General features: G+C 47.9%; 22 protein-coding genes, 1 tRNA gene and 2 pseudogenes. 8 read left to right on the top strand and 17 right to left on the bottom strand.

Features of this window, described 5'->3' with window-relative positions; genetic code table 11:
* Positions 1-15: 15 nt before the first annotated feature.
* A complete protein-coding gene (ribD, locus tag F453_RS0104035) occupies positions 16-1,059 on the top strand; it encodes a bifunctional diaminohydroxyphosphoribosylaminopyrimidine deaminase/5-amino-6-(5-phosphoribosylamino)uracil reductase RibD (RefSeq protein WP_244869409.1) in 1,044 nt (347 codons plus the stop codon).
* A gap of 169 nt (positions 1,060-1,228) precedes the next feature.
* Entirely contained in the window at positions 1,229-1,825 is a 597-nt protein-coding gene (locus tag F453_RS0104030; RefSeq protein WP_018966850.1) for a hypothetical protein, read from the top strand.
* Between the two features lie 250 nt (positions 1,826-2,075).
* Here the strand turns inward: F453_RS0104030 and F453_RS16075 are convergent.
* The 7 genes and pseudogenes from F453_RS16075 to F453_RS0104005 form a co-directional block, all read right to left on the bottom strand.
* Positions 2,076-2,249, bottom strand: a pseudogene (locus tag F453_RS16075) (thioesterase).
* 244 nt (positions 2,250-2,493) lie between these two features.
* Positions 2,494-3,750: an alginate export family protein gene (locus tag F453_RS0104025; protein WP_025789883.1), complete on the bottom strand. Its 1,257-nt coding sequence runs from the start codon at positions 3,748-3,750 to the stop codon at positions 2,494-2,496.
* 107 nt (positions 3,751-3,857) lie between these two features.
* Positions 3,858-4,328 carry an RNase H family protein gene (locus F453_RS0104020; RefSeq protein ID WP_018966848.1) on the bottom strand — a complete coding sequence of 157 codons (471 nt, stop codon included), beginning with the start codon at positions 4,326-4,328 and terminating at the stop codon, positions 3,858-3,860.
* A 3-nt stretch (positions 4,329-4,331) separates the two neighbouring features.
* Complete coding sequence (gene argS, locus F453_RS0104015; protein WP_018966847.1) at positions 4,332-6,149, bottom strand: arginine--tRNA ligase; 1,818 nt, start codon at positions 6,147-6,149, stop codon at positions 4,332-4,334.
* Between the two features lie 58 nt (positions 6,150-6,207).
* The gene (locus F453_RS14070; protein WP_018966846.1) at positions 6,208-6,435 is read right to left on the bottom strand and encodes a hypothetical protein; all 228 of its coding nucleotides are present in this window, start codon (positions 6,433-6,435) and stop codon (positions 6,208-6,210) included.
* A gap of 126 nt (positions 6,436-6,561) precedes the next feature.
* Positions 6,562-7,281, bottom strand: coding sequence for a GLPGLI family protein (locus F453_RS0104010; RefSeq protein ID WP_018966845.1), 720 nt, complete (start codon positions 7,279-7,281; stop codon positions 6,562-6,564).
* A gap of 49 nt (positions 7,282-7,330) precedes the next feature.
* Complete coding sequence (locus tag F453_RS0104005; protein ID WP_234398334.1) at positions 7,331-9,976, bottom strand: carboxypeptidase regulatory-like domain-containing protein; 2,646 nt, start codon at positions 9,974-9,976, stop codon at positions 7,331-7,333.
* Positions 9,977-10,298: 322 nt separating this feature from the next.
* Here F453_RS0104005 and pyrE point away from each other — a divergent pair, with 322 nt between their 5' ends.
* From pyrE to F453_RS0103980, 5 genes are all read left to right on the top strand, one after another.
* Positions 10,299-10,937 carry an orotate phosphoribosyltransferase gene (pyrE, locus tag F453_RS0104000; RefSeq protein WP_018966843.1) on the top strand — a complete coding sequence of 213 codons (639 nt, stop codon included), beginning with the start codon at positions 10,299-10,301 and terminating at the stop codon, positions 10,935-10,937.
* A gap of 244 nt (positions 10,938-11,181) precedes the next feature.
* A complete protein-coding gene (locus tag F453_RS0103995; protein ID WP_018966842.1) occupies positions 11,182-11,595 on the top strand; it encodes an SRPBCC family protein in 414 nt (137 codons plus the stop codon).
* A gap of 231 nt (positions 11,596-11,826) precedes the next feature.
* Positions 11,827-12,426 carry a hypothetical protein gene (locus F453_RS0103990; RefSeq protein WP_018966841.1) on the top strand — a complete coding sequence of 200 codons (600 nt, stop codon included), beginning with the start codon at positions 11,827-11,829 and terminating at the stop codon, positions 12,424-12,426.
* Positions 12,427-12,549: 123 nt separating this feature from the next.
* On the top strand, positions 12,550-12,903 hold the full coding sequence (locus F453_RS0103985; protein ID WP_018966840.1) for a hypothetical protein: 354 nt from the start codon (positions 12,550-12,552) through the stop codon (positions 12,901-12,903).
* Between the two features lie 88 nt (positions 12,904-12,991).
* Positions 12,992-13,063 (top strand) — tRNA-Arg (locus tag F453_RS0103980).
* Between the two features lie 1,972 nt (positions 13,064-15,035).
* Here F453_RS0103980 and F453_RS0103975 read toward each other — a convergent pair.
* The 3 genes from F453_RS0103975 to F453_RS0103965 all read right to left on the bottom strand — a co-directional run bounded on the left by F453_RS0103975 (position 15,036) and on the right by F453_RS0103965 (position 19,559).
* The gene (locus tag F453_RS0103975) at positions 15,036-15,566 is read right to left on the bottom strand and encodes a methylated-DNA--[protein]-cysteine S-methyltransferase (protein ID WP_018966839.1); all 531 of its coding nucleotides are present in this window, start codon (positions 15,564-15,566) and stop codon (positions 15,036-15,038) included.
* A gap of 239 nt (positions 15,567-15,805) precedes the next feature.
* Positions 15,806-17,884: a GDSL-type esterase/lipase family protein gene (locus F453_RS0103970; protein WP_018966838.1), complete on the bottom strand. Its 2,079-nt coding sequence runs from the start codon at positions 17,882-17,884 to the stop codon at positions 15,806-15,808.
* Between the two features lie 316 nt (positions 17,885-18,200).
* The gene (locus F453_RS0103965) at positions 18,201-19,559 is read right to left on the bottom strand and encodes a dipeptidase (protein WP_009236629.1); all 1,359 of its coding nucleotides are present in this window, start codon (positions 19,557-19,559) and stop codon (positions 18,201-18,203) included.
* A gap of 298 nt (positions 19,560-19,857) precedes the next feature.
* On the opposite strand from F453_RS0103965, the gene F453_RS15635 reads away from it, so the two are divergent.
* Entirely contained in the window at positions 19,858-20,064 is a 207-nt protein-coding gene (locus F453_RS15635; RefSeq protein ID WP_148295833.1) for a hypothetical protein, read from the top strand.
* Positions 20,065-20,140: 76 nt separating this feature from the next.
* On the opposite strand, the gene F453_RS0103955 is transcribed toward F453_RS15635, so the two are convergent.
* The 7 genes and pseudogenes from F453_RS0103955 to F453_RS0103925 all read right to left on the bottom strand — a co-directional run bounded on the left by F453_RS0103955 (position 20,141) and on the right by F453_RS0103925 (position 26,687).
* Positions 20,141-20,647 carry a hypothetical protein gene (locus F453_RS0103955; RefSeq protein WP_018966836.1) on the bottom strand — a complete coding sequence of 169 codons (507 nt, stop codon included), beginning with the start codon at positions 20,645-20,647 and terminating at the stop codon, positions 20,141-20,143.
* Between the two features lie 242 nt (positions 20,648-20,889).
* Positions 20,890-21,684, bottom strand: coding sequence for an alpha-1,2-fucosyltransferase (locus F453_RS0103950; RefSeq protein ID WP_018966835.1), 795 nt, complete (start codon positions 21,682-21,684; stop codon positions 20,890-20,892).
* A gap of 36 nt (positions 21,685-21,720) precedes the next feature.
* Positions 21,721-21,834: pseudogene (locus F453_RS16070) on the bottom strand (magnesium chelatase subunit ChlI family protein); the annotation flags it as partial.
* A gap of 162 nt (positions 21,835-21,996) precedes the next feature.
* Complete coding sequence (locus tag F453_RS0103940; protein WP_025790077.1) at positions 21,997-22,272, bottom strand: YciI family protein; 276 nt, start codon at positions 22,270-22,272, stop codon at positions 21,997-21,999.
* A 22-nt stretch (positions 22,273-22,294) separates the two neighbouring features.
* Positions 22,295-23,842: a YifB family Mg chelatase-like AAA ATPase gene (locus F453_RS0103935; RefSeq protein ID WP_018966832.1), complete on the bottom strand. Its 1,548-nt coding sequence runs from the start codon at positions 23,840-23,842 to the stop codon at positions 22,295-22,297.
* 15 nt (positions 23,843-23,857) lie between these two features.
* Complete coding sequence (locus tag F453_RS0103930) at positions 23,858-24,943, bottom strand: DUF4369 domain-containing protein (protein ID WP_018966831.1); 1,086 nt, start codon at positions 24,941-24,943, stop codon at positions 23,858-23,860.
* Between the two features lie 67 nt (positions 24,944-25,010).
* Positions 25,011-26,687: a tetratricopeptide repeat protein gene (locus F453_RS0103925; RefSeq protein WP_025790078.1), complete on the bottom strand. Its 1,677-nt coding sequence runs from the start codon at positions 26,685-26,687 to the stop codon at positions 25,011-25,013.
* Positions 26,688-26,709 lie beyond the last annotated feature (22 nt).

Genomic DNA, 26,709 nt, shown 5'->3' with positions numbered 1-26,709 from the left:
AAAATAAGAAAAAAAATGGATAAAAGCAATGTGAACGACACGGAAAAATGGTTGCCGCAAATCCAAAAGGACTTATCTGACCCTGCCAATACTGGACAGGCCACGGCACAAACGTGCGCGAACGTCGAGCAAACAACCGACGAACGCTACATGCGCCGATGCTTACAACTGGCCCGATGCGGACTGTTGGGGGCTAAACCCAACCCCATGGTGGGGGCGGTGATTGTTTATCGCGACCGCATTATCGGCGAAGGCTACCATGTGCATTGCGGTGCAGAACATGCGGAGGTAAATGCTTTTGCCGCAGTTAGACCCGAAGACGAGGCCCTTTTACCCCATGCTACGCTCTATGTTAGCCTCGAACCGTGCTCGCACTACGGCAAAACACCACCCTGTGCCGACCTTATCATCCACAAGGGAGTGGCGCGCGTGGTGGTGGGATGCATCGATCCCTTCGCCAAAGTGCAAGGGCGAGGCATCGAAAAGCTACGTAGGGCGGGCATCGAGGTGGTTGTGGGGGTGCTTGAAAAAGAATGCTTGGCACTGAATCGCCATTTTATCGTGTTCCAACGCGAACAACGTCCGTATGTGATCATGAAGTGGGCGCAAACGGCCAACGGCTTCATCGACGACCATTACCGCGCCTTGGCCATCTCTACGCCCTTCACCCAGATGCTGTCGCATAAGCTCAGGGCAGAGTGCGACGCCATTTTGGTGGGCAAAACCACCGACGAACGCGAACATCCTGCACTGAACACGCGCCATTGGTGGGGCAAAAGCCCGCGCCGACTGGTGTTGCATCGCCAACAAGCCATTGCCCAATTGCTTGCCCAACTGTATCAAGACAATGTGCAAACACTCATCGTTGAGGGCGGTGCTACGGTGCATCAGGCTTTCATCAACGCCAACTGCTGTGACGAGATACATCGCGAAACGGCCCCATTCACCGTTTTCGATGGCACTAAGGCTATCGGCATTCCACCTAAATTTCGACTGATTAAGCAGGAGATATTTGATGGGAATGTGATGGAAGAGTTTATTAGCAAGTTTATTGTTTAATGAATTAATAAGTATTTAGATCGCAGTATGGACTTGCCCCCTTAATAATCTTAACGCCTTAACACCCTTTTTAGTCATCTTCATATACCCCAAAAACCACTTTAACAGCCTAGAATGCTGCAACTTTTAAACTTAAATTTGACATCTAAACTAACAAACCCATAAACAGATGAACTCAAAAAGAAAACTATTTTGCATGCTCTGCGCTTGCATCTTACAAACGACTACGGCATTGGCATCTAACGTCGTAGCATTAAATCATGGTAAGGACAGTCTGCAAGCAGATTCCACGGGGCGACAACAAGTACCGCATTACCAGATTGTATCTGCCCAAGACGAACTCAAACTGTATTGGACGGGCAAAGGCTTCGCGCAGGCGAAAGGGGATAAGAGCGATAGGCAATACGTAAAAGCCATATTAAGAACTTTCGACGCTTCGTGGCTCGCCCACCCACTTACCATTGCAATGAAAACCATACGGGTGCAGAAGAATGGCGATAAAGAAGAAACGATGGTTATCGTCGCAGTGAAGTCTACAGGAAAAAGGTGGAAAATTAATGCCCCAAAGTTCAAGCAATGCATGATAGACGGATACAAATGTCCCATATATGGCGTGCCTTACTACATTGACGGCTGCATTTACATCGTCTGCTTTATCCCCTCATGGCAAATGACGGGCAACGAATTACGACCTGAAATTTACCGTGAAACCTTATATGAAGGTGTGGTAAAGCCATTTGTTGGCAAGCTTCTTCCTCTAAGCTAGTGTTATGTTCTGTTCGAATAGCTCAACAACTACGACACCTTTTGTTAGCCAAAATCGGTTTGCTTGATAAACGATGGGCGAGTTAGGGATAAGAGCTGTTCGCTATGCCGACTATCGCGTAGCGCTAGTTGGTGAGATAACCACTCGTTTTTTATCTAATCTTGTTCAAGATAGCATCATATTTTATCCCGAATTCACGTAACGTTTGATACTCGTTCGGCACTATCTGGGCGGTTCATTGCACAGCCTATCATCGCCACCAACTCATCCTTCCGCCCTCCAAACGCCATCTTTCATTCCTCACCCGATAAACTCTTGTAGTGAGCTTTTTCAGCTCTCGCTTTGTTACAGCTAAGTTGGACTCCTGTTCCAGCTAAGTTGGAACAGTGTTCCAATTCAACTGGAACAGCATTCCAGATAACATGGAACAACACAAGAGAAAACCTCTACTGCTTCAAGAGAGCTGAAAATGGTGTTTTATTACTCTTTTTCGGCAGGCAAGTTAACGAGTTCACAAGTTGTCAGGGCTATTTTTCAAGCCCACGCTTTACTGTCGGCTTAACGCAAAGGCTTGTTTCGGCCAAGGCAAAAAGAAGCTAGGGTTGGCAAACGGCATACCGTTCGCCAACCCTAGCGTTATGTGAATGTCGTTGTTAGGCTAAGCGTGCTTACCACTTAAACGATAAGATGCGGGGGTTGATGTTGAGCGAAACGAACGCCCAGTCTTGCCAACGCTTGTAGCTTTCGGGGCCAGCAGGAGCAGGCAGCCACTTTGAAGCAAACATCGTAGAGTAACCAACGGTGAGCTTCACGTCTTTCATTAGCTCATAATCTAGCTGCAAATCCACTTCTGCACCAAGTCCCTGATCCTTGCCATCAATCTTTACACCATCCAAGAAGTAGTGTCCGTTGGCTTTCAACGCAAGCTTTTCGTTGGGAGTAAAGGTTACGCCCAGCTGAATGTCTTGTAGACCAAGTGTACGATGTCCAGTTACATAGAAGTAGTCCATCGCTCCATAGAACTTATGATGCGTGCCATAAAGAGGATCAAATGCGTTATAAGTGTCTCCCTTTCCATCTTCACCGCTTAGATAATCATATCCCAAGTTAAACTTCCATTGTTCGTTGGGCATGAAACCAGCATTAACACTAGCCATCCAAGCAGAAATTTTGTTGTATGTAACATACTGTTTACCCGTTTGGTAATAAACAGAAGCCTGCAAATCGAACTTCTCTGGACGATATGTTACGTATGCACCGAGGGTCTGCATAAACCTAGCATCGCCTTCTGCAGAAGGGTTATGCTCCCAACCTAGATTAGAGAACAAAGCTGAAATACCAAAGGGTTTTTCCTCATTTCCATAGTGGTACCACAAGGTTTGCATGTGCTTGTAGGGCTGTCCAGTATGATTATACTTTGTACCTAGCAGTCTCTCTTCTTCCTGACTGAAAGCTAAGATGAGGTGCAACTTGTGCATATCATTCTCATAACCCAGCTTTAAAGCGTCGTGACTTCTGCCAGCCACGTTCCAATCGAGTTCACCGAAGAGACGTTCGTCATCGTATGAAAGGATTTGACGACCTAATTTAGCGAAGAAGTTCTCACCAAAACGAAGTTGTCCCCAAGCCTCGTTCATCATAATATCACCGCTTTTTTCAATCTGTCGGTACTTTCCCCACACGGAAACTTGTTGAACAGAGAGCTTGGCACTAAGTCCATCGCCACGTTGGTAACCAATTCCCAACCTAGCTCTTTCATTAACGAAGAATGCGGGTTGTGCTCCTTCGGGGCGTAATTCTTGATAACCGTTACGGTATTCGGCCCTTGCGCGAACCTGCGCGTCTACGTTAATCTCATTCTCGTCCTGTGCCCACATCATGGTAGGAATAGCGAGTAGCGATAATGCGATAAAAGTCTTTTTCATTTCCAAAGCATTTAAGTTTCTAATTATTTAACCTCCACAAAAGTAAAGATAATAAAACAGACTCGCAAGAAAAAAGCGAACAATTATCAAAAAAAGGGCGAAAGTTTTCACTTTCGCCCAAAATCGGCTGGTATTTCCCCCCATTTGGAGGTTTCCCATTTAACTATTTGTGTATTAACCTCATGGGTTTGCAACCACCGTTCGGCTCTTTCTATCACTCGAAAAAGTTCTTCGGTCTTAGCGTTGCGTTCCAGTTTGGTTTTACATTTCTTTTTTTGTACCCACAATATGGCGTTATAACTATCGGAATATATCACCTTATTGGTTATGCCTCGTTGCTGCATCAGGGCCAAGGCATGAACAATGCCAAGGAATTCGCCGATGTTATTGGTGCCGTGAACTGGTCCGAAATGGAACACGGGATAACCCGTTTGTAGGTCGACACCTTGATATTCCATCGGCCCAGGGTTGCCCGAACAAGCTGCATCCACAGCCCACGCATTGGCCGAGACCTCTGCGGGCAGCGGCAACACGGTGTCGGTGCGATGCGATGGCGGGTTAACGAGTTGCGATACCATGACTTACATTCTCTCAGGAACCTCGATGCCCAGCAGCTGCATGCCGTTCTTGATAGTCTTGGCCACATTTTTTGCCAGTGCCAAACGCAATGTTTTGGCCTCGCCACTCTCGGCGTTGAGGATGCTGTAATCGTGGTAGAACTGGTTAAAGTCTTTGGTCAGTTCGTAGCAATAGTTAGCTATGCCACTGGGACTGTAATCTTTTCCGGCTTGCTCAACCACTGCCTCGAAGCTGTTGAGCTTCTGAATGAGCTGCACTTCCTTCTCGTTGAGGGGTAGCGTATCGGGCAAAACGCTGGGCAGAACAATGCCTTCGGCCTCGGCTTTACGCATAATGCTGCGTATGCGGGCGTATGTATATTGTATAAATGGACCTGTATTGCCATTGAAGTCGATACTTTCTTCGGGATTGAAGAGCATGTTTTTGCGTGCATCGACCTTGAGAATAAAGTATTTAAGCGCACCCATGCCCACGATGCGAGCAATCTCGTTGCGCTCGTTTTCGGTCATATCGGCAAACTTACCCAACTCTTCGCTGGTACGGCGAGCGGCAGAAACCATCTCTTCCATCAGGTCGTCGGCGTCTACCACCGTACCTTCGCGACTCTTCATCTTGCCATTTGGCAGTTCAACCATACCGTAAGAGAAGTGCACCAGTTCTTTTCCCCACTTAAATCCAAGCCTGTCGAGCAGAATAGAAAGCACTTGGAAATGGTAGTTTTGCTCGTTACCCACCACGTAAATCATCTTGTCGATGGGGTAATCCTTAAAGCGGAGGTCGGCCGTTCCGATGTCTTGGGTCATGTAAACGCTTGTTCCGTCGGCTCGGAGCAGCAGTTTTTGGTCGAGTCCTTCGTTGCTAAGGTCGGCCCAAACACTGCCATCGGGTTTGCGGAAGAACAGCCCTTTGGCCAGTCCTTCTTCCACTTTGGCCTTGCCTTCGAGGTAGGTTTCCGACTCATAATATATCTTGTCGAAACCTACGCCCATAGCTTTGTAGGTCTCGTCGAAGCCTTGATACACCCAATCGTTCATCTTCTTCCACAGCGCACGCACCTCTTCGTCGCCCTGTTCCCAACGCACAAGCATGTCGTGCGCCTCTTTCATCAGTGGCGATTCTTCCTTAGCGCGCTTCTCTGCCTCTTCATCGGTCATACCTTCAGCCTTAAATTTGGCCGTAAGTTCTGACAACTCGGCACGATAATGTTGGTCGAAGGCCACGTAATAGTCGCCGATGAGGTGGTCGCCTTTCTTTCCCGTGCTCTCGGGAGTTGCGCCATTACCCCACTTTTTCCATGCCAACATCGACTTACAGATATGTATTCCGCGGTCGTTAACGATGTTTGTCTTCACCACACGGTTGCCGTTGGCCTCCATAATCTGAGCCAACGACCATCCGAGAAGGTTGTTTCGCACGTGTCCGAGGTGCAAAGGCTTGTTGGTATTGGGTGAAGAATACTCCACCATCACAAGTGGTGACTGCTCATTAACGATCTTTTCGCCGAAGCGAGGTTCGCTATCGATGCGGTTGAGCAAGCTAATCCACGCTGCGGGGGCAATGGTGAGGTTGAGAAAACCCTTCACCACGTTGAAGCTTTGTACCACCTTGCAGTGCTTAGCCAGATAATCGCCCAACTGTTGGGCGGTGTCTTCGGGTTTCAGCTTCGACAATTTAAGGAACGGGAACACCACGAGCGTGAGGTTTCCCTCAAACTCGGCCTTTGTCTTTTGCAACTGAACCATCGTTGTTGGCACGTCTTGGCCATAACATTCTTTCACCGCTTGCACTACGGCTGCTATTATCTCGCTTTCAATATTCATGCTGTTCTATTTCGATTTTTCTGTAAGCAGATGCAAAGGTAGTGATTTTTTTTGGGTTTTAACCCAAATCGGCCATTAGAGCCTGTACAGATTTTGTTTGGTTGTTGAGCATATTGCCTGTCTTATTCTTAAAGGCGTAGCGGGCTACGTCAAGAGAATAAGACAGGCAAGATGCCGACAAGCAAACGAAAGATGAATAGGAAGCGATGGAAACACCTTGAACTATTTGATAAGCGGTCTTATGGACGATTGGGGTTTTAAGCAGGCTAAGGACAGCAAGTATCATTAGAAGAACTTGTTAATCAAGGAGAACTAAGCGTGCAATACGAGCATGAAAAACCTGCCCTTCTTTGATTAAGAAAGGTATCGAAGGCAAGGTTTTGGCCTGCATCGCCTTGCCATCGCTTGGTGTTTACTGTCCCCTTCGCATCATTTCCACATACTTTTTCATCTTTTCTTTAAAGGCCTTTTCGGTCATTTCTTCGCCTCCCGTGGGTTCTTTTATGGCGTGGTCTACGCTCATCGAGATGTTCTTGGCCACGAATATTTGGTCTTTCAGTTCGGCTTCGAGAATCAATCCGCCCACATTGGCATACACAGGGCCTGCATCTACTGGGATATGCTTGGTAAACCAGATAACTTGCTTGCCGTCTTTGCTTACCGCCTTCACGCATTCGTAACCCAAGATGTCTTTCTTTTCATTGGGTTGCACGTCGAAGGTATCGGCCTTCAAGGGGTCGACCAACAAATAATGCTTACCCATCACCACCACTTTCGACACCTGCCTTTTGGTATCTTTGTTGAAGTATATGATGTTTTCGAGTTGGTTTTTCACAAACTCGTTGGCATCGAAGGTTTGCCCCATGAAATTAACCATTTGTTTTTCTTTCGCCGCTTGTGCACGCCCTTCAACCTGTCCGCCATCTATGCACAGCACATAGCCAGCCTTAACATGGGCCACCGCACTAACCAATGCCTTGCGCATCTCGTCTGGCAAGCCTGCGTCTTTCATCGCATCGGGCGAATTAGCGTTAACGCGCGTTTCGTATTCAACGGTTAGCTGCTGGGCGTTAACTGCGAAAGGCAGTGCCGCGAGCAACACTACGGCGAGGGATAATAGGAACTTTTTCATACGTTTATCTATTTAAGTGTTCAATTAATGTATATCGCTTGGGAGCGGTCTAGAAATTAACCATCGCCCCAATCATCACGTTTCCAGGCATGTAATGGATGTTTCGAGTGTTAACGTAGTAGTTGTCCACCACGCGTTCTTGCATCAGTCGTTCCTTCAGATTGAGCATATCTTGTGCCGAAGCCTTTAAGCGTACATGCTTATTGAGGTCGTATTCCATGCCGAATCGCAAGACGGTGTAGTCTGTTCCGCTACCACTCAACTTGCGCCAGCGTTGTCCCAACCTCACCGTAGCTTGCCACTTGGTGGCGATATAGCCCAATTCGCCTTCCAAGCGATAATCGTTTTGGTGCGACCGAAGCAGTTCGCTCTTGTTATTCACCCATGCCGCGGCAGCAAACAGTTCGCCATTAAACCCGTGTTTGTAGTAGGTTTTGACGTTGAAGTTGAGATTGAACGAACGAGTATTCGACGTTTGCGCCACGCCCTGATAAAAGAATGGGGAACGGGCAAGGCTCAATCCACCGAAAAGACGGAAGTTAAGCGGCGTTGATACCAGCTTTTTCTCTATCATCGAGACCAAACTAAGCCCCTTTCCACCCGATGCATTGCGACTAACGACACGCGAAACCAACCCGTCGGTCATGCTATAATCGTAAGCCAAAGCATTGTGGTTGTAGCTAAGCGATACCATATTAAAGAGGGTTATGCCCTTAAATAGGTTGCCATATACCTGCATCGCCGTGAGTTCGGTGGTATGGGCGAGCGCATTTTCTATCTGCGCGTAGCTCACACTTCTGAAATCGGAGATGTAGGGACCATCGAACACCTCACCAGCACCCATTAATTCGTATCTGCTTTTAAGCCGAAGCTCCATATAATGCATCATGCTAACGCGATAGGTGAGGTTAAGCAGGGGCGAAAAGGCCATCTTTGGCGATACGCCGAACGATAAGGGGCGCGACGATCGCAAACTGAAATGATGGAAAATGCCACCCAAACCGAACCTAAACTTACCCAAATCTTTGTTCAAACTCAGTTCTGCGCCGTTGTCGTAAAAGCGATAAGGCATCTTCAAAGCAGGGTTATCCATGCCCATGCTGTCGCCTTTTATGGTGGTAGAGAAGGTTTGCAGACCATGTCGCAAAGCTATTCGCAAGAAGTAATCATCGGCAAATCGACGCACATATTGTGCCGAACCCGAAAATTCCAACCTGCGTATGTTCATCTCAGAATGCAAAGTGGGCGACTTAAAGACTGGCGTAGGGAGCGAAGAAAAGTCGTAACGGTTGTTGCTGAACAAGAAATTGAGATCGGCCTTGTAGCTGAACACATTCTTGCCATGGCGATAAAGCCACACCAAGGCGTTGTTTATCGTGGCCATTCGACCTTTCGTCTGTTCGTTAAGACCAACGCCTTGCAGCTGTCGGTCGGCATTTCCGTCGGTCGTTCCAAAGTAGCTGCGATTGGCGAACGTCAGTTCCATGTTCTTTTGGTTGGCCAACTTGAACTTGATATTGGATAGGAAGTGGCGTTTATCTTGCAGTTCGAGGGTAGAATCGGTGTATGCCAGTCCGCCTTGATAGGCATAATGGTCTATGCTTTTCATTCGATAGCGGTCGGCTCCCACCATTCCGTTCCACAAAATCTTCATGTTTTTGCCTGGCGTCGATACAGTGTTGAGCGACACCAGCCCATTATTCCTGCGGTAAACGTTCTCGCGATAGTCTAGCATCATGGCATAATCGGTAAACGCCTTACGCATGTTAGCCATCGGATCATCGCCCGAAAGCAATTCGCTATACCCACCACTGATATTCACGATGTCGGCAGGTTTCATCAGTTGTTCGCCTGTATTGTTGCCTCCCGCAATGAGATTGCCCATCATTCGCTTACCCAACAGCATAGCCGAACCTTTCGCCATGGCCTTGTTCAACAGTCCGCCCTGCGCTTCGGCTTGTCCTTTGATCCGTCCGCGCATGCTTTTGTTCATCGAAAGGTCAACCACCGTTTGGTTACTACTTTGGAAACCAGAGAACACATTGTACTCCGAATAGTTGTCGATAACCTTAAAGTTATCCACACCCGACGCGGGAAGGTTCTCCATCGGCGTAGAAACATTGCCCTGATAGAGGTCTTCGCCCTGCACCAATACCTTGCTCACGCGCTTGCCGTTTACGGTTAGCGAGTTGTCCTTATCATCGTATCGCATGCCAGGTAGATTGTTCACCACGTCTTTCAGCACCTTTTCGCGCCCCGTAGTAAACCTCGATACGATGTAGGTAGTGGTATCGCCGTTCACAATCATTGGGCTCGACTTCACCTCTACCTCTTTTAAGTTGATGGCCTCCGACTTCAACGTGAAGTCTACCTGCATCTTTGTGTTTCCAAAGAGAAACACTTTCTTGCTCTGCGCCACATACCCAATGGCCTTCGCCTCCACGCGAAGTGGACCGTTCGGCACGTTCTCCACGCGGAATTTTCCCTTTTCGTCGCATGCCAAAGCTTGCCATTGCTTATCATCCTTATCGTAAAGGGTGACGGTACAGCGAGCATTGGGACTGAGCGAATCGGTAAGCACCGTACCCTCAACAATGTTTTGAGCACGCAAAACTGCCACTCCGCACAACATTAGCAGTGCGACAATCAGCCTTATTGTTAACAATTTGGCTTGAAAACTTATTATCGTCGGCATTCTTAACATAAGCGCCATTGGGGTTTTAGGTATTCGCAGATGGTTACAAAGATATAAAAAACGGACGAGCCAACATAAAAAAGAAAGTAAAAAGATGTTTCGCCACACCACTAAAAAGACGTTAAACATTCTCCATCACCATTTATATCGCTAAAATAAGGCAACAGAACGCACCGCATAAATTTTGCCCAATAGGATAAATAGCGTAACTTTGCACATTATTATATATAGTATATATAACGGGACGACATGCCACCGCAGCGACTCGCATCGAGCTGCCACAATGGCTTTTAGTCTCAAACCAATAAACCCACACAAGGATATGGACAACATCAAGAAAGATTTTGCAGCACGCCTGCTTCAGGTTAACGCCATCAAGTTGCAACCCAACGACCCCTTTACATGGGCTTCGGGCTGGAAGTCGCCCTTCTATTGCGACAATCGCCGCACGCTATCGTTCCCCCAACTGCGCAGTTTCATCAAGCTTGAACTAACGCATGCCGTGCTCGAACATTTCCCACAAGCCGACGCTGTGGCAGGTGTTGCCACGGGAGCAATCGCTCAGGGCGCGCTGGTAGCTGATGCCCTGCAACTTCCTTTTGTGTATGTAAGGAGCAAGCCCAAAGATCACGGACTGGAAAACCTGATCGAAGGCGACCTGAAAGCGGGTCAGAAGGTTGTGGTTATCGAAGACCTCATCTCCACAGGTGGCAGTAGCTTGAAGGCTGTCGAGGCTATCCGAAAGGCTGGTTGCGAAGTAGTGGGTATGGTTGCAGCCTACACCTACGGGTTCTCCGTTGCCGAAGAGGCGTTTAAAGCGGCAGATGTGAAGCTGGTAACGCTTACCGATTACGAACACGTTGTGCAAAAAGCCGTTGAAACGGGATACATCGCCAAGGAAGATGTGGTGCTGTTGAACGAGTGGCGACTAAACCCCGCAGAGTGGGATCCTAAGAAATAAAACCACAAACGGCCTTTTCCAAACCACAACCACCCCACAACTGGCCTCACCCCCAACCCCTCTCCAAGGGGGAGAGGGGAGTAAAATGTTTTGCTGCGACATAGCATTATTTTATCGTTAACATTGTAATAGCACTGCATATTACTCCCCTCTCCCCCTTGGAGAGGGGTTGGGGGTGAGGCCAGTTGTGGGGTGATTGAGGTCATTTTATCGACTTCTATTTATTAATATTCAATCACTTTACATGTCTACATTCGAAAGTAGTATCCGACAAATTCCCTATAAGCAAGAGGCGGTGTTTAATATTCTAAGCGACCTCTCTAACATTGAGCGCATAAAAGACAAGTTGCCCAAAGACAAATTGGAACAAATGACCTTCGATAGCGACTCTATCTCGGTGAGCGTTAATCCCGTTGGGCAGATAAAATTGCGCATCGTGGAACGCGATGCACCTAAATGCATCAAGTTCGAAACGGCCGATTCGCCCGTGCCTTTCAATCTTTGGATTCAGGTTGTACCCAATGGCGACAACGCCAGCAAGATGAAACTTACCATCAAAGCCGAACTTAACCCCTTCATTAAAGGTATGGTGAAGAAGCCATTGATGGAAGGATTGGAGAAGATTGCCGACTTGCTGCAAGTGATAAAGTACGAATAGGAGCAAGGAGTAGGTAGTAAGGAGTAAGTTAAGGAGTTAAGAAGTTAAGGAGTTAAGCCAAATGCTAAGTTACTTTGAAAAGGTTTCTTGCTAACTTGCAATCTGCAAACTCGTTAACAAATCAACTTATCAGCAGTTGAAACCTTCCTTTCATCCTTTCCACTTTGATTGGCATGAGCCCTCTTTTCACCTTTTCACCTTTTCACTTTTTCACCTTTAACCAATCTGTTTATGCACAAAATAAGGATTCATCCATTACTTATCGCCATGCTTTTGCCATTGGCTTGCACCCTATTAAGCTCGTGCGGAAAAACAGAAAACGAGTTTTCGGACCATCGTGCCTATTTTCTTTTCGACAATCAGGTACACAACAACGCCGTATTGGCTTCGGCAATGACTCCTCACAGCAATGTTTTCGTCACCGTGAACATGCAAACTCGCTATACGGGTCAAAACAGTTATGTTGAATTTAATTTTGTTCAGGGTGGCGGAGGAAACCAACAGGCATCAAAGGCCACTGCTGTTGACCAAAGCCGAGGTGTGGTTTTGGGTATGAACAACGGACTGATATTGGGTTACGGCTTGCTATCCGACCCGCCCACATTCTATGCCTACGACCAGCAATGCCCCAATTGCTACTCGCCCACAGCCATTCCACGCCGCAGCTACCCGTTAACGGTGCAAGCCAATGGGTTTGCCACTTGTGCCAATTGTCACCGCAAATACAACCTTTCAACAGGTGGTAACGTGGTTGAAGGCGCACAAGGCAACAAGCTTATACGTTATCGCGCATCTACAACGGGGGCGTATGGCGTGCTGGCAGTGAACTGACGCACGCCAATAGTTGCCACCACCTTATTATATAGATTGTTCGATAGGACCTATCTAACCATCCCTACTTGTCCGTCTTTATTGACTATCACACAACAAAGTCATCCTATAATATCAGAATCAATGAACGATTTCACCCTCTTCTTTATGTACGACATGGTTTGGGTGACGCTTCTCGCCATCATCTATGCCACTTACGCCTTGCTGTCTAAGCCCAAAGGCGACAAGGCCGTGCGCCTAACCATCGGCTTTGCATTTGCCTATTATTTGGTGTTTTTCTTGCTCTCGTTTGCCACAAACATACTCGTGGCCAAGGGTTTGTTTCTACTTGCACTCTTTCCAGTGTCTGCCTTGTGGTTTGCCTTTGCCCCTTATCGTAAAAGCAGGCGCTTAAAGCTTATCGCATTGGTGTTGGCTGCACTCTATTGTGCATTCTATGGCATTGTAGTTCTGTTGCACGGCATGTCGAATATGTAGCATTTTTATCACACACGCCTTAACAAAAGCCACTTTTTATTTTGCATTGTGCGTCTTTTAACGTAACTTTGCACCACATTCATTTAGGGCTTCCATAGTTCAATGGATAGAACGTAGGTTTCCTAAACCTTTGATCCGGGTTCGATTCCCGGTGGAAGTACACCCAACGAAACGCCTTCGGGCGTTTTGTTTGTTTATATGCTATTTGGTAAACGCATTCGTTCCCAGCCCTCTTCCACTAAAAACTATCTCCACAATAAACATGCAAGTTCGGGATAGGTAACAATCGCTATGCCAGCTCGAGATAACAAAACAACCCATCGTAGTCTATATCCCTGTGAGGGATGTTGTACCAACTACCGCGTAGCGGTTGGTCATTTAAGGACGGACACCATCCAACTGCTTTATTTAAACATGACTATTAGCTGCCTGTATTGCGCCAACTACCGCGTAGCGGTTGGTCTTTTGGTAGGGCAGGGTTGGGAGCGAAAGCTACCTACCCTGTCTAAGTGGTGCATCAAACCCCACAAGGCCGTAGGTCTTGGTCCTTTTCCCATTGATTAGCCAGTATGGGGATGTTGGTTGTTTGTGGGTGTAATCTGACCTGTTGGAAGAGAAAATGGCATCAATAAGCAGGTAGGATAACAGACCAACGAAGAGAGATTTGCGCCCATTCTTCACCTTGAAGGTGTGTTAAACGGAAACAGACCAATACCTACGGCATTGTTTTCTCTCTGCGCAAACTAGGCAGGGTAGGTTGCTTTCGCTCCCAACCCTGCCCTACCAACAGGCCAACCGCTACGCGGTAGTTGGCGATATAGCTATTCATTCGTTATCTAATCTTGCTCAAAAAGCATCGTCTCTTATTCCGAATTCACGTATAATGGTTTCTTCTTGCATCCTTATCTTGCTTAAAACGTATGGTATCTTATCCCGAATACATGTATAATGGCTTCTACTTGCATCCTTACCTGGCCTAAAACGTATGCCAACCTCATCCCGATCTTGCTTACAATATATGGGTTTGGGATAACAACAAACTTATAACAGCACGTGTACATGTTAGTGTGCGTTGCGCCAAATACCGCGTAGTAGTTGGTCATTTAGGGACGAACTACATCCAACAACTTAATTTAAACATGCCTATTAGAGGACCGTATTGTATGAACTACCGCATAGCGGTTGGTATCATGGTATCTTCTTACATCTTAGTTTTGCGTAAAACGTGTGGCGTCCTCATCCCGATCTTGCTTATTATATATGAGTTTGGGATAACAACAAACTTATAACGGCGCATATATATGTTAGTGACGTTGCATCAACTACTGCGCAGTGGTTGGTATCAGGTTATCTTCTTGCACCTTAGTTTTGCGTAAAACGTATGGCATCCTCATCCCGATCTTGCTTATTATATATGAGTTTGAGATAACAACAAACTTATAACGGCATATATATATGTTAGTGACGTTGCACCAACTACCGCGTAGCGGTTGGTCTTTTGGAAGGGCAGGGTTGGGAGCGGTAGCGACCTACCCTGTCTAAATGGTGCATCAAACCTCACAAGGCCGTAGGTCTTGGTCTGTTTCTGTTGGTTAGTTTGCATGGTAATGTCGGTTATATTTCATGTCTCTATTCTTCGTTCATTCACGTTATCTTTTCACCTCTTCACGCTTTCACTTTTGCGTCCCTACCCTACCTGCAGCCCAACCGCTACGCCGTAGTTAACGAAATAGCCATTTCTTTACCTGCCAAGTATTGCTCAAGACACACGGCTTATTATCTCCAAACTCACGAATCGTTTAGTTCTTAAACACTGCTTTCACTGCTTTCGTTGAGTTCCATGTTATCTGGACTGCTGTTCCATCTTATCTGGAACAGCAGCCCAGTTGATATGGAACACTATTCCAGATAAGATGGAACAGGAGTACATACAACATGGAACAACACGCTAGGATATTTACTATGGTTTATAAGCCATGAAAACGTTGGGCTACAACACTTTCATTGATTGGCGAATGACGATTAATTGAGATACACGAAACCACCAAATGCGCGCAAAAATCCCACCTCGCGTCTCTAATTCAGAACCCTACACCTTATATATATACGTGCGCACGCGCGAGGGAGAACGACTAATCGTTTGCACAGGGCTGCACCCCACGTTCCAAATTTAGCAAAAACGTCTTCTTATCCAGTCCACCAGCATAACCCGTTAACGTTCCATCGGTCCCTATAACACGATGGCAGGGGATGATGATGCTAATGGGATTACGCCCCACGGCTTGCCCTACGGCCTGCGCCGACATGCGTCCCGAGGCGTTATGCGCTGCTAGGTACGCGGCCAAAGCACCGTAAGTGGTGGTCGAACCGTATGGAATGGTGAGCAAACGCTGCCAAACGGAAAGCTGGAAAGGCGTTCCTTGCGGACGAACAGGCGGTGGTGTGCCTGGGTTGTGACCTTCAAAATAATGTGAAAGCCATGCACGAGCAGCAACAAAGACGGGCAGTTGGGGGGCTTCTTCTAACGTAACGCCCTGAGGATGCTTAGCTTGCTCGCCCTCGAAAAGCACGCACGTGAGGGCTTCGCCATCGCTTTCAAGATGGAGCGTGCCTAAAGGAGAAGGCAAGTTGAGGAAGAAGGTTATTTGAGTTTCTGAGTTCATCAGTTCATCGGTTTATGAGTTGAGAGGTAAAGTACAAAGCCCACAGCGTTTTGAGTTGGCGAGTTTAGAAGTTAGGAAGTTTATGAGCTGGAAACAAAGATGTTTAGAAACTAAATCAATGGCGGTTTAAGTTGCTGGGGTTATAAGTTTGTAAGTTCATGGGTTAGTGAATACAAAGAGGGGATTAACCACCCTAATGCCCCAACTCATGAACTTAAAAACCTACAAAACTCACAGCCCTATCTCTTCACTTCCACCCTAAACGTAGAAGCGGGAAAGCCATCGCCATTCACCAAATTGGCTCTTGTGAAGGGTTGCCAGCCATATCGCACGAAGGCGGGATGTGGCACTTGCGGACACGTAAGCCTTACTTCGCGGTCTTTGATGGTGGCTTCGGCAGGATAGAACACCTCGTCGTAACCTGCCACTTCGAACGTGCGAAGCGCTTTACCATCAGCCGTTTTCAATCCTTTGTCCCAATTAAAGTACACTCGCACCTCGCCATCGGGTTCCATGGTGGCACTTTGCACACTAGGGCCACAGGGTGTTAGCTGCTTAAAATCGTACTGATGATAAAGGGCAAGGTTTGCCAATCGCTTGCCAACAGGGTATTTTTGGCGCGGATGTACATCGAGCGAATCGCCCACATCGCTGCTCACGGCCATGTAAACGTATGGCAAGGTGTTGGCCATCACTCGCTGACTGTTGCGGAACCATGGCCAAGAAGGGCGGTTGATGCTGGATAATTGCACCATGTAAACAGGCAATTGGGAGTTATCCCAGTTGGTTCGCCACGAGCTTAACAAAAGTGGAAACAAACGTTGGTGTATCTCCATGTTCTCGGCATTCGACTCGCCTTGATACCAAATAACACCATTGATGGGGTATTTGGCTAATGGCCTGATGGCCGCATCGTAAAGATAGGTGGGCTGATAGGGGTGCATCTGCAACTTATCGGTGGCCTGCGCAATGTTCTTTCGCATGCGCTGCACCACCCAAGGCATAACCATCACGTTGTCTTTAAAGCGGTCGTTCAGCAGTTCGGGATATTCATCTTCAAGCGTTTGGCGATCTATCCATGCCTCGATGGGACTTCCACCCACAGCGTTGACAATGATACCGACGGGCACCCCCAGACAGCTACGCAATACCTTAGCAAAATAATAGGCCACGGCCGACACCTCGCCCATGTTTTTAGATGTGGCTTGCTGCCAACCTTTACTACGCATATACTGCAAGTTATTGGTAGAATCGAGCGCCGATTGCGACCATTCGGTGTTGTCGGTATCCCATCTTGGCAAGAGGTTTAGCACGCGCAGGTTGGGGTCGTCAACTATTGTCAGCGCCTCTTTACCCAGTTCGTCGTTGGCTAAGGGGAACGCCATGTTGCTCTGACCAGAGCAAAGCCACACCTCGCCCGCAACAATATTCTTAAACTTAAGCGTTCGTTGCTCGCTCGTTACGGTGAGGGTATAGGGTTTTCCCATGCGAGGCACAGCGAAAAAGATGCGCCACGTGCCATCGTTTTGCGCCACGGTACTGCTTTTTTCGTTGTTAAACGTAGCCACAACGCGCTGCCCTGCGTTGGCCGTTCCATAGACTTCGAAGTTGCGGTTGCGACTAACCACCATGTTATCAGAGAACACAAGGGGCATTTGCAGTCCGCCAAAGTCGCCCGTTAGCGCCTCGTACACCACGCGTGCAAGAACTCCTGCCCCAGCCTTGTTGGGGTGCAGTCCATCGGGAAGCATCTGTGGGAAAGGCAACAGCGAATTATAGAAGTCGATAAGGCGTGCACCTGTGGCCTTTGCCACACGTTCGATGGCGGCTTGTATCAGTTTGTGCCAATCGCGCGTGCCTGCTAAGAAGCGGTGATGGCGATGCGATATGGGGCTCATCTTGGCGATGTAGAAGGTCGCGTTGGCGTTAGCGGCCTTGAACGAACGGATGAGCGCGATGTAATCTTTGGTAAAATCGTCGCGGAAAAACGGCCAGTTGCGCGGGTCGGTATCGTTGATGCCAAGGTGTATCACCACGATATCGGGCTTGAAAGCCAAGGCGTTCTTATACGCTTCTTGCTCAATGTAGGGGCGATGACCGCGCGAAAGAAGGGTTGCGCCCGAGTGTCCGAAGTTGCGCACATCGTAACCTTTGCCCAACTTTTGCTGTAATTGGGCGGGATAAGATTCGGTTGCGGGGTCGGAAAGGCCGTAACCGTAAGTGATGCTATTGCCTACGCAGGCCACGCGAAGCGGTTCGGCAGCGATGGCAGCTAAGGCGATGGCTAGCAGTATAAGGGTAAAAAGGGATCTTCGCATCGTTTACAGGTAAAAGGGGGAAAAGAAAAGGGAGTGAGGAAGCCTCACTCCCTGCCCCCTCTCCAATGGGGAGAGGGGAGTGAATAGCGTTATGTGGATGTGGAGTTTAGCAGCGAGATTGGGAGTAATGCGGCGCAAGCGGGAGCGTGACAAGTGGATGAGTTAACAAGCGGACCTGTGAGCAAGCAAACGAGGTTACGAGAAACCAGCGCAAATTAGCAATGCTTTTGGCTTAACTTCTTTACTCCTTAACTCCTTTAACTCCTCAAAACTTACTCCTTACAACTTACTACTTTACTACCTTACCACTTACTACTTAGAGCTTATCATACTCCAGATGGAAGTTAACCACAGCCTCGATACCCTTGCGGAACATGCTTAGTGGCATGTTTTCGTTGGGCGAGTGGATAGCGTTAGACTCTAAACCGAAGCCCATGAGGATGGTTTTAACACCCAGAATTTGCTCGAAAGTGGAAATGATGGGTATGCTTCCGCCCAAGCGAGCAGCCAAAGGACGTTTGCCAAACACCATTTCAACACCACGCTCGGCAGCCTTGTAGGCAGGCATATCAATGGGACATACGTAGCCCTGACCACCATGTAGGAACTTGATGTCTACCTTAACCGACTTGGGTGCAACGCGTTTGAAGTAGTCGCTTACCAGTTGGCCAATCTCCTTATAGTCTTGATGCGGTACCAATCGGCATGAAAGCTTGGCGTAAGCCTTAGAGGCGATAACCGTTTTAGCACCATCGCCCGTGTATCCGCCCCAAATTCCGCACACGTCGAACGAAGGACGGAAGCCCGTACGCTCAAGTGTTGAGTAGCCTTTTTCACCAAACAGCTCGTCAACTTCAATGGATTTCTTATAGCCTTCAAGGTCTAGCGGTATGCTGGCGAGCATCTTACGCTCGTCGTCGCTGGCCTCTTCCACCTTATCATAGAAGCCGGGGAAGAGTATTCTGCCGTCTTCGTTGGTGGCATCGGCAATGAGTTTGCACAACACATTGATGGGATTGGCGATGGCTCCACCGTAATGTCCAGAGTGAACGTCGCGGTTTGGCCCCGTAACTTCTATCTGCCAGTAGGCAATTCCACGAAGTCCAGTGGTGAGTGTAGGTATGTCTTCGCCAATCATACTAGTGTCCGAAACCAGTATCACGTCGCATTTCAGCAGTTCTTTATGTTTCTCGATGAATGCGCCAAGACTGGGCGAGCCCACTTCCTCTTCACCTTCGAGGATGAATTTGATGTTATGTTTCAGCAGGTTGTTTTTCGCAACGTACTCGAAAGCCTTAGCTTGGATGAACGATTGGCCCTTATCATCGTCGGCCCCACGTGCCCAAATGCGTCCGTCGCGCACCTCTGCTTCGAAAGGTTCGCTGTTCCAAAGCTCGAAAGGTTCTGCGGGCATAACGTCATAGTGACCGTAAATAAGCACGGTTTTGGCATTGGGATCGACCATCTTTTCACCGTAAACCATGGGATTGCCATCAGAAGGCATCACCTCGGCGCGGTCTACTCCAGCCATCAACAACAACTCTTTCCACCTTTCGGCACAACGTTGCATGTCAGGTTTGTGCGCCTGCTGGGCGCTAACACTGGGTATGCGGATAAGGCTAAAAAGCTCATCGAGCATACGTTCTTCGTTCTCTTGAATATACTTCTTTATCATCTTATTAGTGATTTAGGGAAAATTCTGTCTAGGTTTTGGCTCGAACCACGAGCTATGGGTTCAGTCGATGTGTGGGATTTAGTCGTTTGTTGCATTTGCATGGCATGTTTGATGCCCTGCATCCTTTACTCGTCTGACCGCTATGATCGGATTATCCGTGTGGATGTTCATGGGTTTTCCGATTGTTTTCGCATCGTTTTCTCAACCGTTTGTGTAGGGTAACGAGTGTCGTTTTCGTGCCTGTTTTCTGCTTCTTGCGATGGCATTAGCACGCCATTTTCGCACAAAAGGAAAGGGAATGGAACGAAACGATGAACTTTCAGCTTGCAAAGAGCAGCTTCTAGGCCCAGCCTCAACCCCCACATTGGTTCAAAGATACGCCTTTTCTTTGTGTTTTTTGCAATTTACATATTTATTAACAGAGGGAGAGGGACGAATTTCTTATGATACCAAAATTGACTGGAATAAGGGAGAAAAAGTGTGGGGCGTGCACAAACAAGCCTAAAACCCATAGAAAATAATTCTTAGAACCGTCCTGTAAATCCATCAATGGTATTTTCTAGAAGTATCCTTGATCGGTTTTATTGCTTAGGGCCGTCGTCGTCTTGCGTTGTAGTTAATGGTTTGGAAGTTACTGAGCGAACATTCCATGAAGCCCATATTATGCCTAATAAAGATGCACAGCCCGTGGCAATAAGCATTGGCCAATCTACGGAATCGGCCTTAGAAAACAGAAAAAATGTGCTTCCCAGGCAAACAATCACTGCAATGAAGGCACAGACTATTGAAGCCAGGAACTTGTTAGCCCTTATGACAGGAGCCACTCCTACCATCGCAACAACGAAGACACAATACTTCATTGCCATGAATATGCTATTGACAATGATGCTGAAAACACTACTTGTGTCGAAGTTCGAAAGCAATTTGTTGAACACGAACCCGTATGCCAGCTGCACAAGAAGTATTGCGAGAAATCCTATTGGCAACATTAAGACCCATCTAAGTGCAGGATGCAACTTGCTAACCAATTGTAAGTCATAGCTGTCATCGATGTAAAGCTTGCTCTTTTTGTTTTCTTTAGTATCCATTTTTTACGCTTATATGTTAAAGTTAGACATGATAGTTTCTTCTTTTCAACGTCAAAATACCCTCAAACCACAGGCTGCACGACAATCATATTCTTAAATACCACATCCATGAGACCCAAAAGGGCGTAGGTGGTGGGGTAGAATACTGTGTTCGGTAACATACCCCGAGATGTATCACCCTTTTAGAACCCGGCCTTAATTGTGGTCGAATATAGAGATTATCTTATAGTTCTCATCATCGTTTACAAAGCGATCCAATGCCGTGGGAAGATGTCGGGGGCGTTCCATGTGGGTTCGGCGAACCACTGCTTGGGGTAAATGGCGATGGCCGATGAACCCCTTGAGAGGTAGGCACCCCAAAAACTGAAGGTGGAATTGGCGATGATGTGGCCCTTGCAGAGTGACATGAGGTAGAGATCGGCATGATCGGGCTGTGGTTGAGCATGCTCCACGAACACGCAATTGGGCAAGTTGAGGTTCATTTTGGCCCACTCTATATCGTCGGAGAAGACGAAGAAGCGTGCATCGGGATGGCGTTCGCGCACAGTAACGGCAGCCGAGAGGTAATAGTGGACCGAACAAACACCGAAATTAGCTTTGTTAACGGGCAGCAGATAGTCGCCACGGCGCACATGAACGCTTACGGCAAAGGGTTCAGACGTTATCTCGTCTACATAGTCGAGTTGCGCATACGGGCGGAAATTCAGTATCACGGCAGCGTTGGCTATAAACTGTTTGTGCTGCGAATAATCGTCGATGAGCACGGCTCGTGGGTCATCTTCACGGTAAAGACGCTTGAAAAGGTGGAGCTTACGCAACATTTTCAACGCCATCACCATAAGTTTCACTCGCCAAGGTTCGGTGGGAAGCGTTATCAGAAAAGCCTTATCGAGCCACACGCCACCATGTTGCTTGGTTCTACGACGGTCGTAATGCAGGTAAACGCCATGGTTGCTGTGCTGCCTTAGCAAACCATGATAGCGACAATATTCGAAAAGTTGGTTGCCCAACCCACCTTTAATACATACAATTTTCATCGTTAGTGGTAGCTGTTTTTAGTTTCCTCGGTCGGCCTAGTCGCCACTATCGAGGTTTCTGTAACTGATGGCTTCAGCCAGATGCTGCGACTTAACGGTTTCGCTTTGTTCGAGATCGGCGATGGTTCGCGCCACTTTTAAGATATGGCTGATAGTCATCCCCCTATCTCTTGATACTCTGCCGATTTCGACTCATCATTCTCGTAGCATATCTTATGCGCTCCATGCTCTTTAATATTTCCAATACATGCCACAATACAATCCATAAGCGGCGACTAAATTATGGTCTAGCGTATTCTTTCTTTTATATGATTATAGTAAATAGTTATTATCAGCATTTGCCACTTCGAGTGTGCGAAGCTCGAATGTTTTAAAGCCTGAGGCAATAAAAGGATCGCTTTCGGCTATTCTCAATGCTTCTTCTTCAGAGTCGGCTCTGAAAACAACCATACCCCCAGGATAGTCGGCAAAAGGTCCGCAGAGAACCAAGCGCCCCTCTTGATCTAAAGTGCGCAGATGTTCAACATGCTCTTGAACCACTTGGAGGTTCAAATCCTTCTTATTATTCATTAAATACACAAATACCATTACTCATTGATTATTATTGTAACTAAAGTCCTCGCTCGGCCCAGTCACCCCTATCGAGATTTCTGTAACTGATGGCTTCGGCCAGATGTTGCGACTTAACGGTTTCGCTTTGTTCGAGATCGGCGATGGTTCGCGCCACTTTTAAAATGCGGTTGTAGGCTCTTGCCGATAGACTTAGGCGCTCCATGGCCGTGCGTAGCAGCTCGATGCCCTCTGCATCAGGTTCGGCAAAGAGGTGAATCATACGTTCACTCATCTGCGCATTACTGTAAACGCCCTTCACTTCCTTAAATCGCTGCTCCTGCATTTGGCGTGCACGGATAACACGCTCACGTATTACGGAACTAGATTCACCCTGGGCAGCCTGCGAAATGTCTTTAAATGGAACGGGCGTGATTTCTACTTGAATGTCGATACGGTCGAGTAGCGGTCCACTTATTTTGTTCATGTAGCGCTGAATTTGGCCCGGCATGCACACGCAATGGTGCGTTGGGTCGCCATAATAGCCGCAAGGACAGGGGTTCATCGAAGCCACGAACATGAAGGAACAGGGATATTCGATGGTGTATTTGGCACGCGAGATGGTTATTTTGCGGTCTTCGAGCGGCTGACGAAGTACTTCGAGGGTGGTTTTATTAAACTCGGGTAGCTCATCCGCAAATAAAACGCCATTGTGGGCCAACGAAATCTCACCCGGTTGAGGTGTTGCGCCACCGCCAACGAGGGCTACTTCGGAGATGGTATGGTGTGGAGCGCGAAACGGACGCTGCGAAATGAGCGACATTCCTTTGCCTAACTTACCCGCAACACTGTGTATCTGCGTGGTTTCGAGGCTCTCGCCCAGCGACAACGGTGGCAAGATTGAGGGCAGGCGCTTAGCCATCATCGACTTACCAGAGCCTGGCGGACCCACCATAATTAGATTGTGCGAACCTGCCGCAGCAACTTCCATGGCGCGTTTAACGTTCTCTTGCCCGCGAACGTCGGCAAAATCGAGGTCGAAACGATATTGTTGCTCGTAAAATTCCTTGCGTGTATCGATGACGGTAGGCTCGAATTGCGCCTTCCCCGAAAGGAAATTCACCACATCGATAATGTTCTCCATACCGTAAACGTCGAGATTGTTCACCACGGCAGCTTCGCGCACGTTGGCCTTTGGTACCAAAAGTCCCTTGAACTTTTCGGCCCTGGCCCTAATGGCGATGGGCAATGCACCCTTGATGGGCTGCAAAGTGCCATCTAAACTAAGTTCGCCCACCATCATAAACTTATCCAGATTGTCGGCTGGCAATTGGCTATCGGCAGCTAAGATGGCGATAGCCAATGGCAAATCGAAGCTGCTGCCCTCTTTACGGAGGTCAGCAGGCGCCATGTTCACGGTGATATCGGCCCGCGGGAAACGCATGTTATTATATTGAATAGCCGACGAAATACGGTCGCGACCTTCGCGCACGGCCTCGTCACCAAGGCCTGTGAAATGGTATAACATGCCCTTCACGAGGTTCACCTCCACGGTAACGGTGGTAACGTTCAGTCCGTTTACCGCCGCGCAGTAGGTTTTGACAAGCATAGATGGGTTAAGTTTTCAGAGCAATTTGTCGAGTTGTTCTTTCAATTGGTTATTATCAAGGTCTCTGGCTATTATTTTCCCGTTTTTCAATAGGATGTTAAACGGCACGGTGTATATGCCTAACTTCTTAGCCACATCGCCCTCGAACATCGCGCCATCGCAGATATTGGGCCACGAAATGGAGTCGCGTTGCAGTACATCGTTGCACTCGCGCAGAATGGGATCTACACAAAGGCTTACCACTTGCAGCTTACCTTTGGATTCGCGCACCTTCTGTTTGAGCATGCGTTGTATCTCCATGCTCTGCATATTGGTTGTACTCCATACGTTGAACACGGCCACCGCAGCTTTGTTATAGGGCTGTTGACTAACCTTTTCGCCCTTTGTGGAACGAGCCTGAAAGGCTGGCAGCGGTGCACCCACAGAGGTTTTGGCCAATGTGGATATAAGCGTTTGCATGCGGTTTAACTCTCCATTCTTTGGCTGTTGTGCCAAAAGCAACTTCACCAAGCGTTCGGCCTCCTTATAATTAGGCGTTGGCGTGGTGATGAAATACCGTCTAACAAGATAAACGGACACAAGCGATGTGGGGTTATCAGCCGCAAACATGGCAGCTATTTTTGCCACCTGCGGAGGCGAAGCGTTGACAATGGCCTCGCGAAACTGATTCATCAGCTTGTTGTCTTTGGTTCCTTTTACGGTTAATTCCTTCAAGTGAGATGCGTCGCCCTCAATGTCTACGCTCTTTCCTGGTTGTGCAAAGATGGGCTGTTCAGAGAAATTGGGGAACACCATGACAAGCGTCCCCTCGCGTTCGCAAGGGATATCGTAGGTAAAACGTCCGCCTTCGAGTTTCACGGTGTCGATACCATCGATGAGTCCGTTGGTACTATACACGTAAAATTCGCCACGATTGAGGTTCAGGAAACGTCCTTCAACCCTGAAGCGTTTGCCGTCTACACCACATGCAGCGAGCAAAAGTGCAAGCGTTGCAGCAACGAAGCCAGCCCTTACACCTTTAAAAGGAGAAGGGTTAACAATCAGCCAAGCCCTACTAACGAAACCTTTCAGCATGATGCATATAGAAGATATCGATGTCATAGTGACTTAATGCAAATTGTTAACCCTTCAATCATCGTGGCCATAATGGCCGTTCGATGTGCGATTATTACTTGTTCACGTTGGCGAACTCGAGGTCTACGGCTGCACGTTGAGCCAGACGAGCGTCCTTAGCGGTAGCAGCTTGCAGTGCAGTGCTAGCATCTGCGTTGTTACCTTGGCGTGCATAAACCACTGCCATCAGGTAATCGGTAACTGCATCGGGGTGCTTCACATTCTTCAAAGTAGTGAGCGCGCCTTCGTAGTTCTTGTTCATCAGCTTGGCAAGAGCCGACATGTTGCTCTCGTAGCTGCCCAATGTAGATTCAGCCAGCGAGTAGTTGCCCTTGGCGATGTTAAGTGCGCCTACGGCCTTGTTGATGTCGTTAGCCTCTTGAGCTTTAGCGATAAGCGTTTCAGCTTCAGAGATGTTGCCTTCGTAGAGAGCAACCATACCCAAGTTAGCATTTGCTTCGGCAGCGTTTGGCGAAGTAGCCAAAGCCTTTTGGAAGTAAGTGCGAGCCTCAGCCAAGTTACCAGCTTGCATAGCTAGCACACCAAGGTTGTTGTAGGCACGATAATCTTGATCGTAAAGTTCGGTTGCCTTCTTATAGATGTTAGTCTTTTCGTTGGCATTGTCTGTGAGCGTAGCATTGTAAAGAATTTCTTCTGAGCTGAGTTGAGTTGGGTCAGCAGCAAATTGTTCTTTGATTTGCTCATCGCTACGACCAACAACTTCGTAGTTGATGGTAAGACGTGCGCGACGAAGTTCTGGCAAAATGCCAGTGGCCAGTTCGCGGAAGCCTTCGCTCATGTTACGTATTTGGCGCTCACGCTCTTCAGGATCCTTGTACATTGACAACACGCGCAAGATAACGGCCTTATCTTGTAGGTCGGATGCCTGTACCAATTCTTGGAAGCCTTCCCAGTCTTGAGCCGTGTAACGAGCGTCAACAGAGGTCTGAATCTTATTCTGCTTGAGTTGTCCCTTTACGTAACCTTCACCCGTTGTTTGGCGTTTAGCGGCCAACTTGTCGTTGATGGTGAAACCACCTTCGGGCGAAGCGTAAGCGTTAACTTCTACATTGCGCAAGTTTAGTTTCTCGCGGTCGGCGTTAATCTGCTTCAGCATCTTCACAAATTCGGTAACTGAGTTGTTCTTCAGCTCGGTTTTACGAAGGTTGGCTTGGTTGATAAGGAACTTGATGTTAGCCTCTTGCTTCTGTGCCTTGATGCGTTGGAAGCTGTCGGGTGCAATGCAAAGACCGTCGTTGGCCATTGCTTCTTTGTAGAGTTGCGACGTAGACAACACGCCGTAAGAAACTTTCACGGCAGGGATGTCCACCTTTTTCTTACCCTTTCGAGCGTCGAAAGTGAGGTAGAGGTCGCTCTTGATCATGTCAGGCACGTAGTTGAAGTCGGTCTTCATGGAATAGCGACCGCCCATTTTGTAAGGCACCTGCTGTCCATTGGCCATTGCTTTCTCGCCTTGGAAGGTTGCGCCTTCGCCTGTTGCTACTTGACCACCCGCGTAACGCAGTTCGGGGATGATCTTAACTACGGCTTTCTTCTTCATGTACTTGGCTGGGAAGTTGGCATCGATGGTTGCTGATACCAATCCGCCATTGGCTTCCAACGGGGTCGGAGTGACCTGGAAGTTGTCGGCTGACAGTGGTCCGAGCTTCGAACACGACGTCATCGCCAACGAAGAAAGCACTGATAACGTAAGGATTAGATTCTTATTCATAATAGATAAAGTGTTTAGAAGG

The organism is Hoylesella loescheii DSM 19665 = JCM 12249 = ATCC 15930 (assembly GCF_000378085.1).
Classification (GTDB): Bacteria; Bacteroidota; Bacteroidia; order Bacteroidales; family Bacteroidaceae; genus Prevotella; species Prevotella loescheii.
Note: the sequence above shows the minus strand (reverse complement) of the source record. Positions and strands in the feature narration are given on the sequence as shown.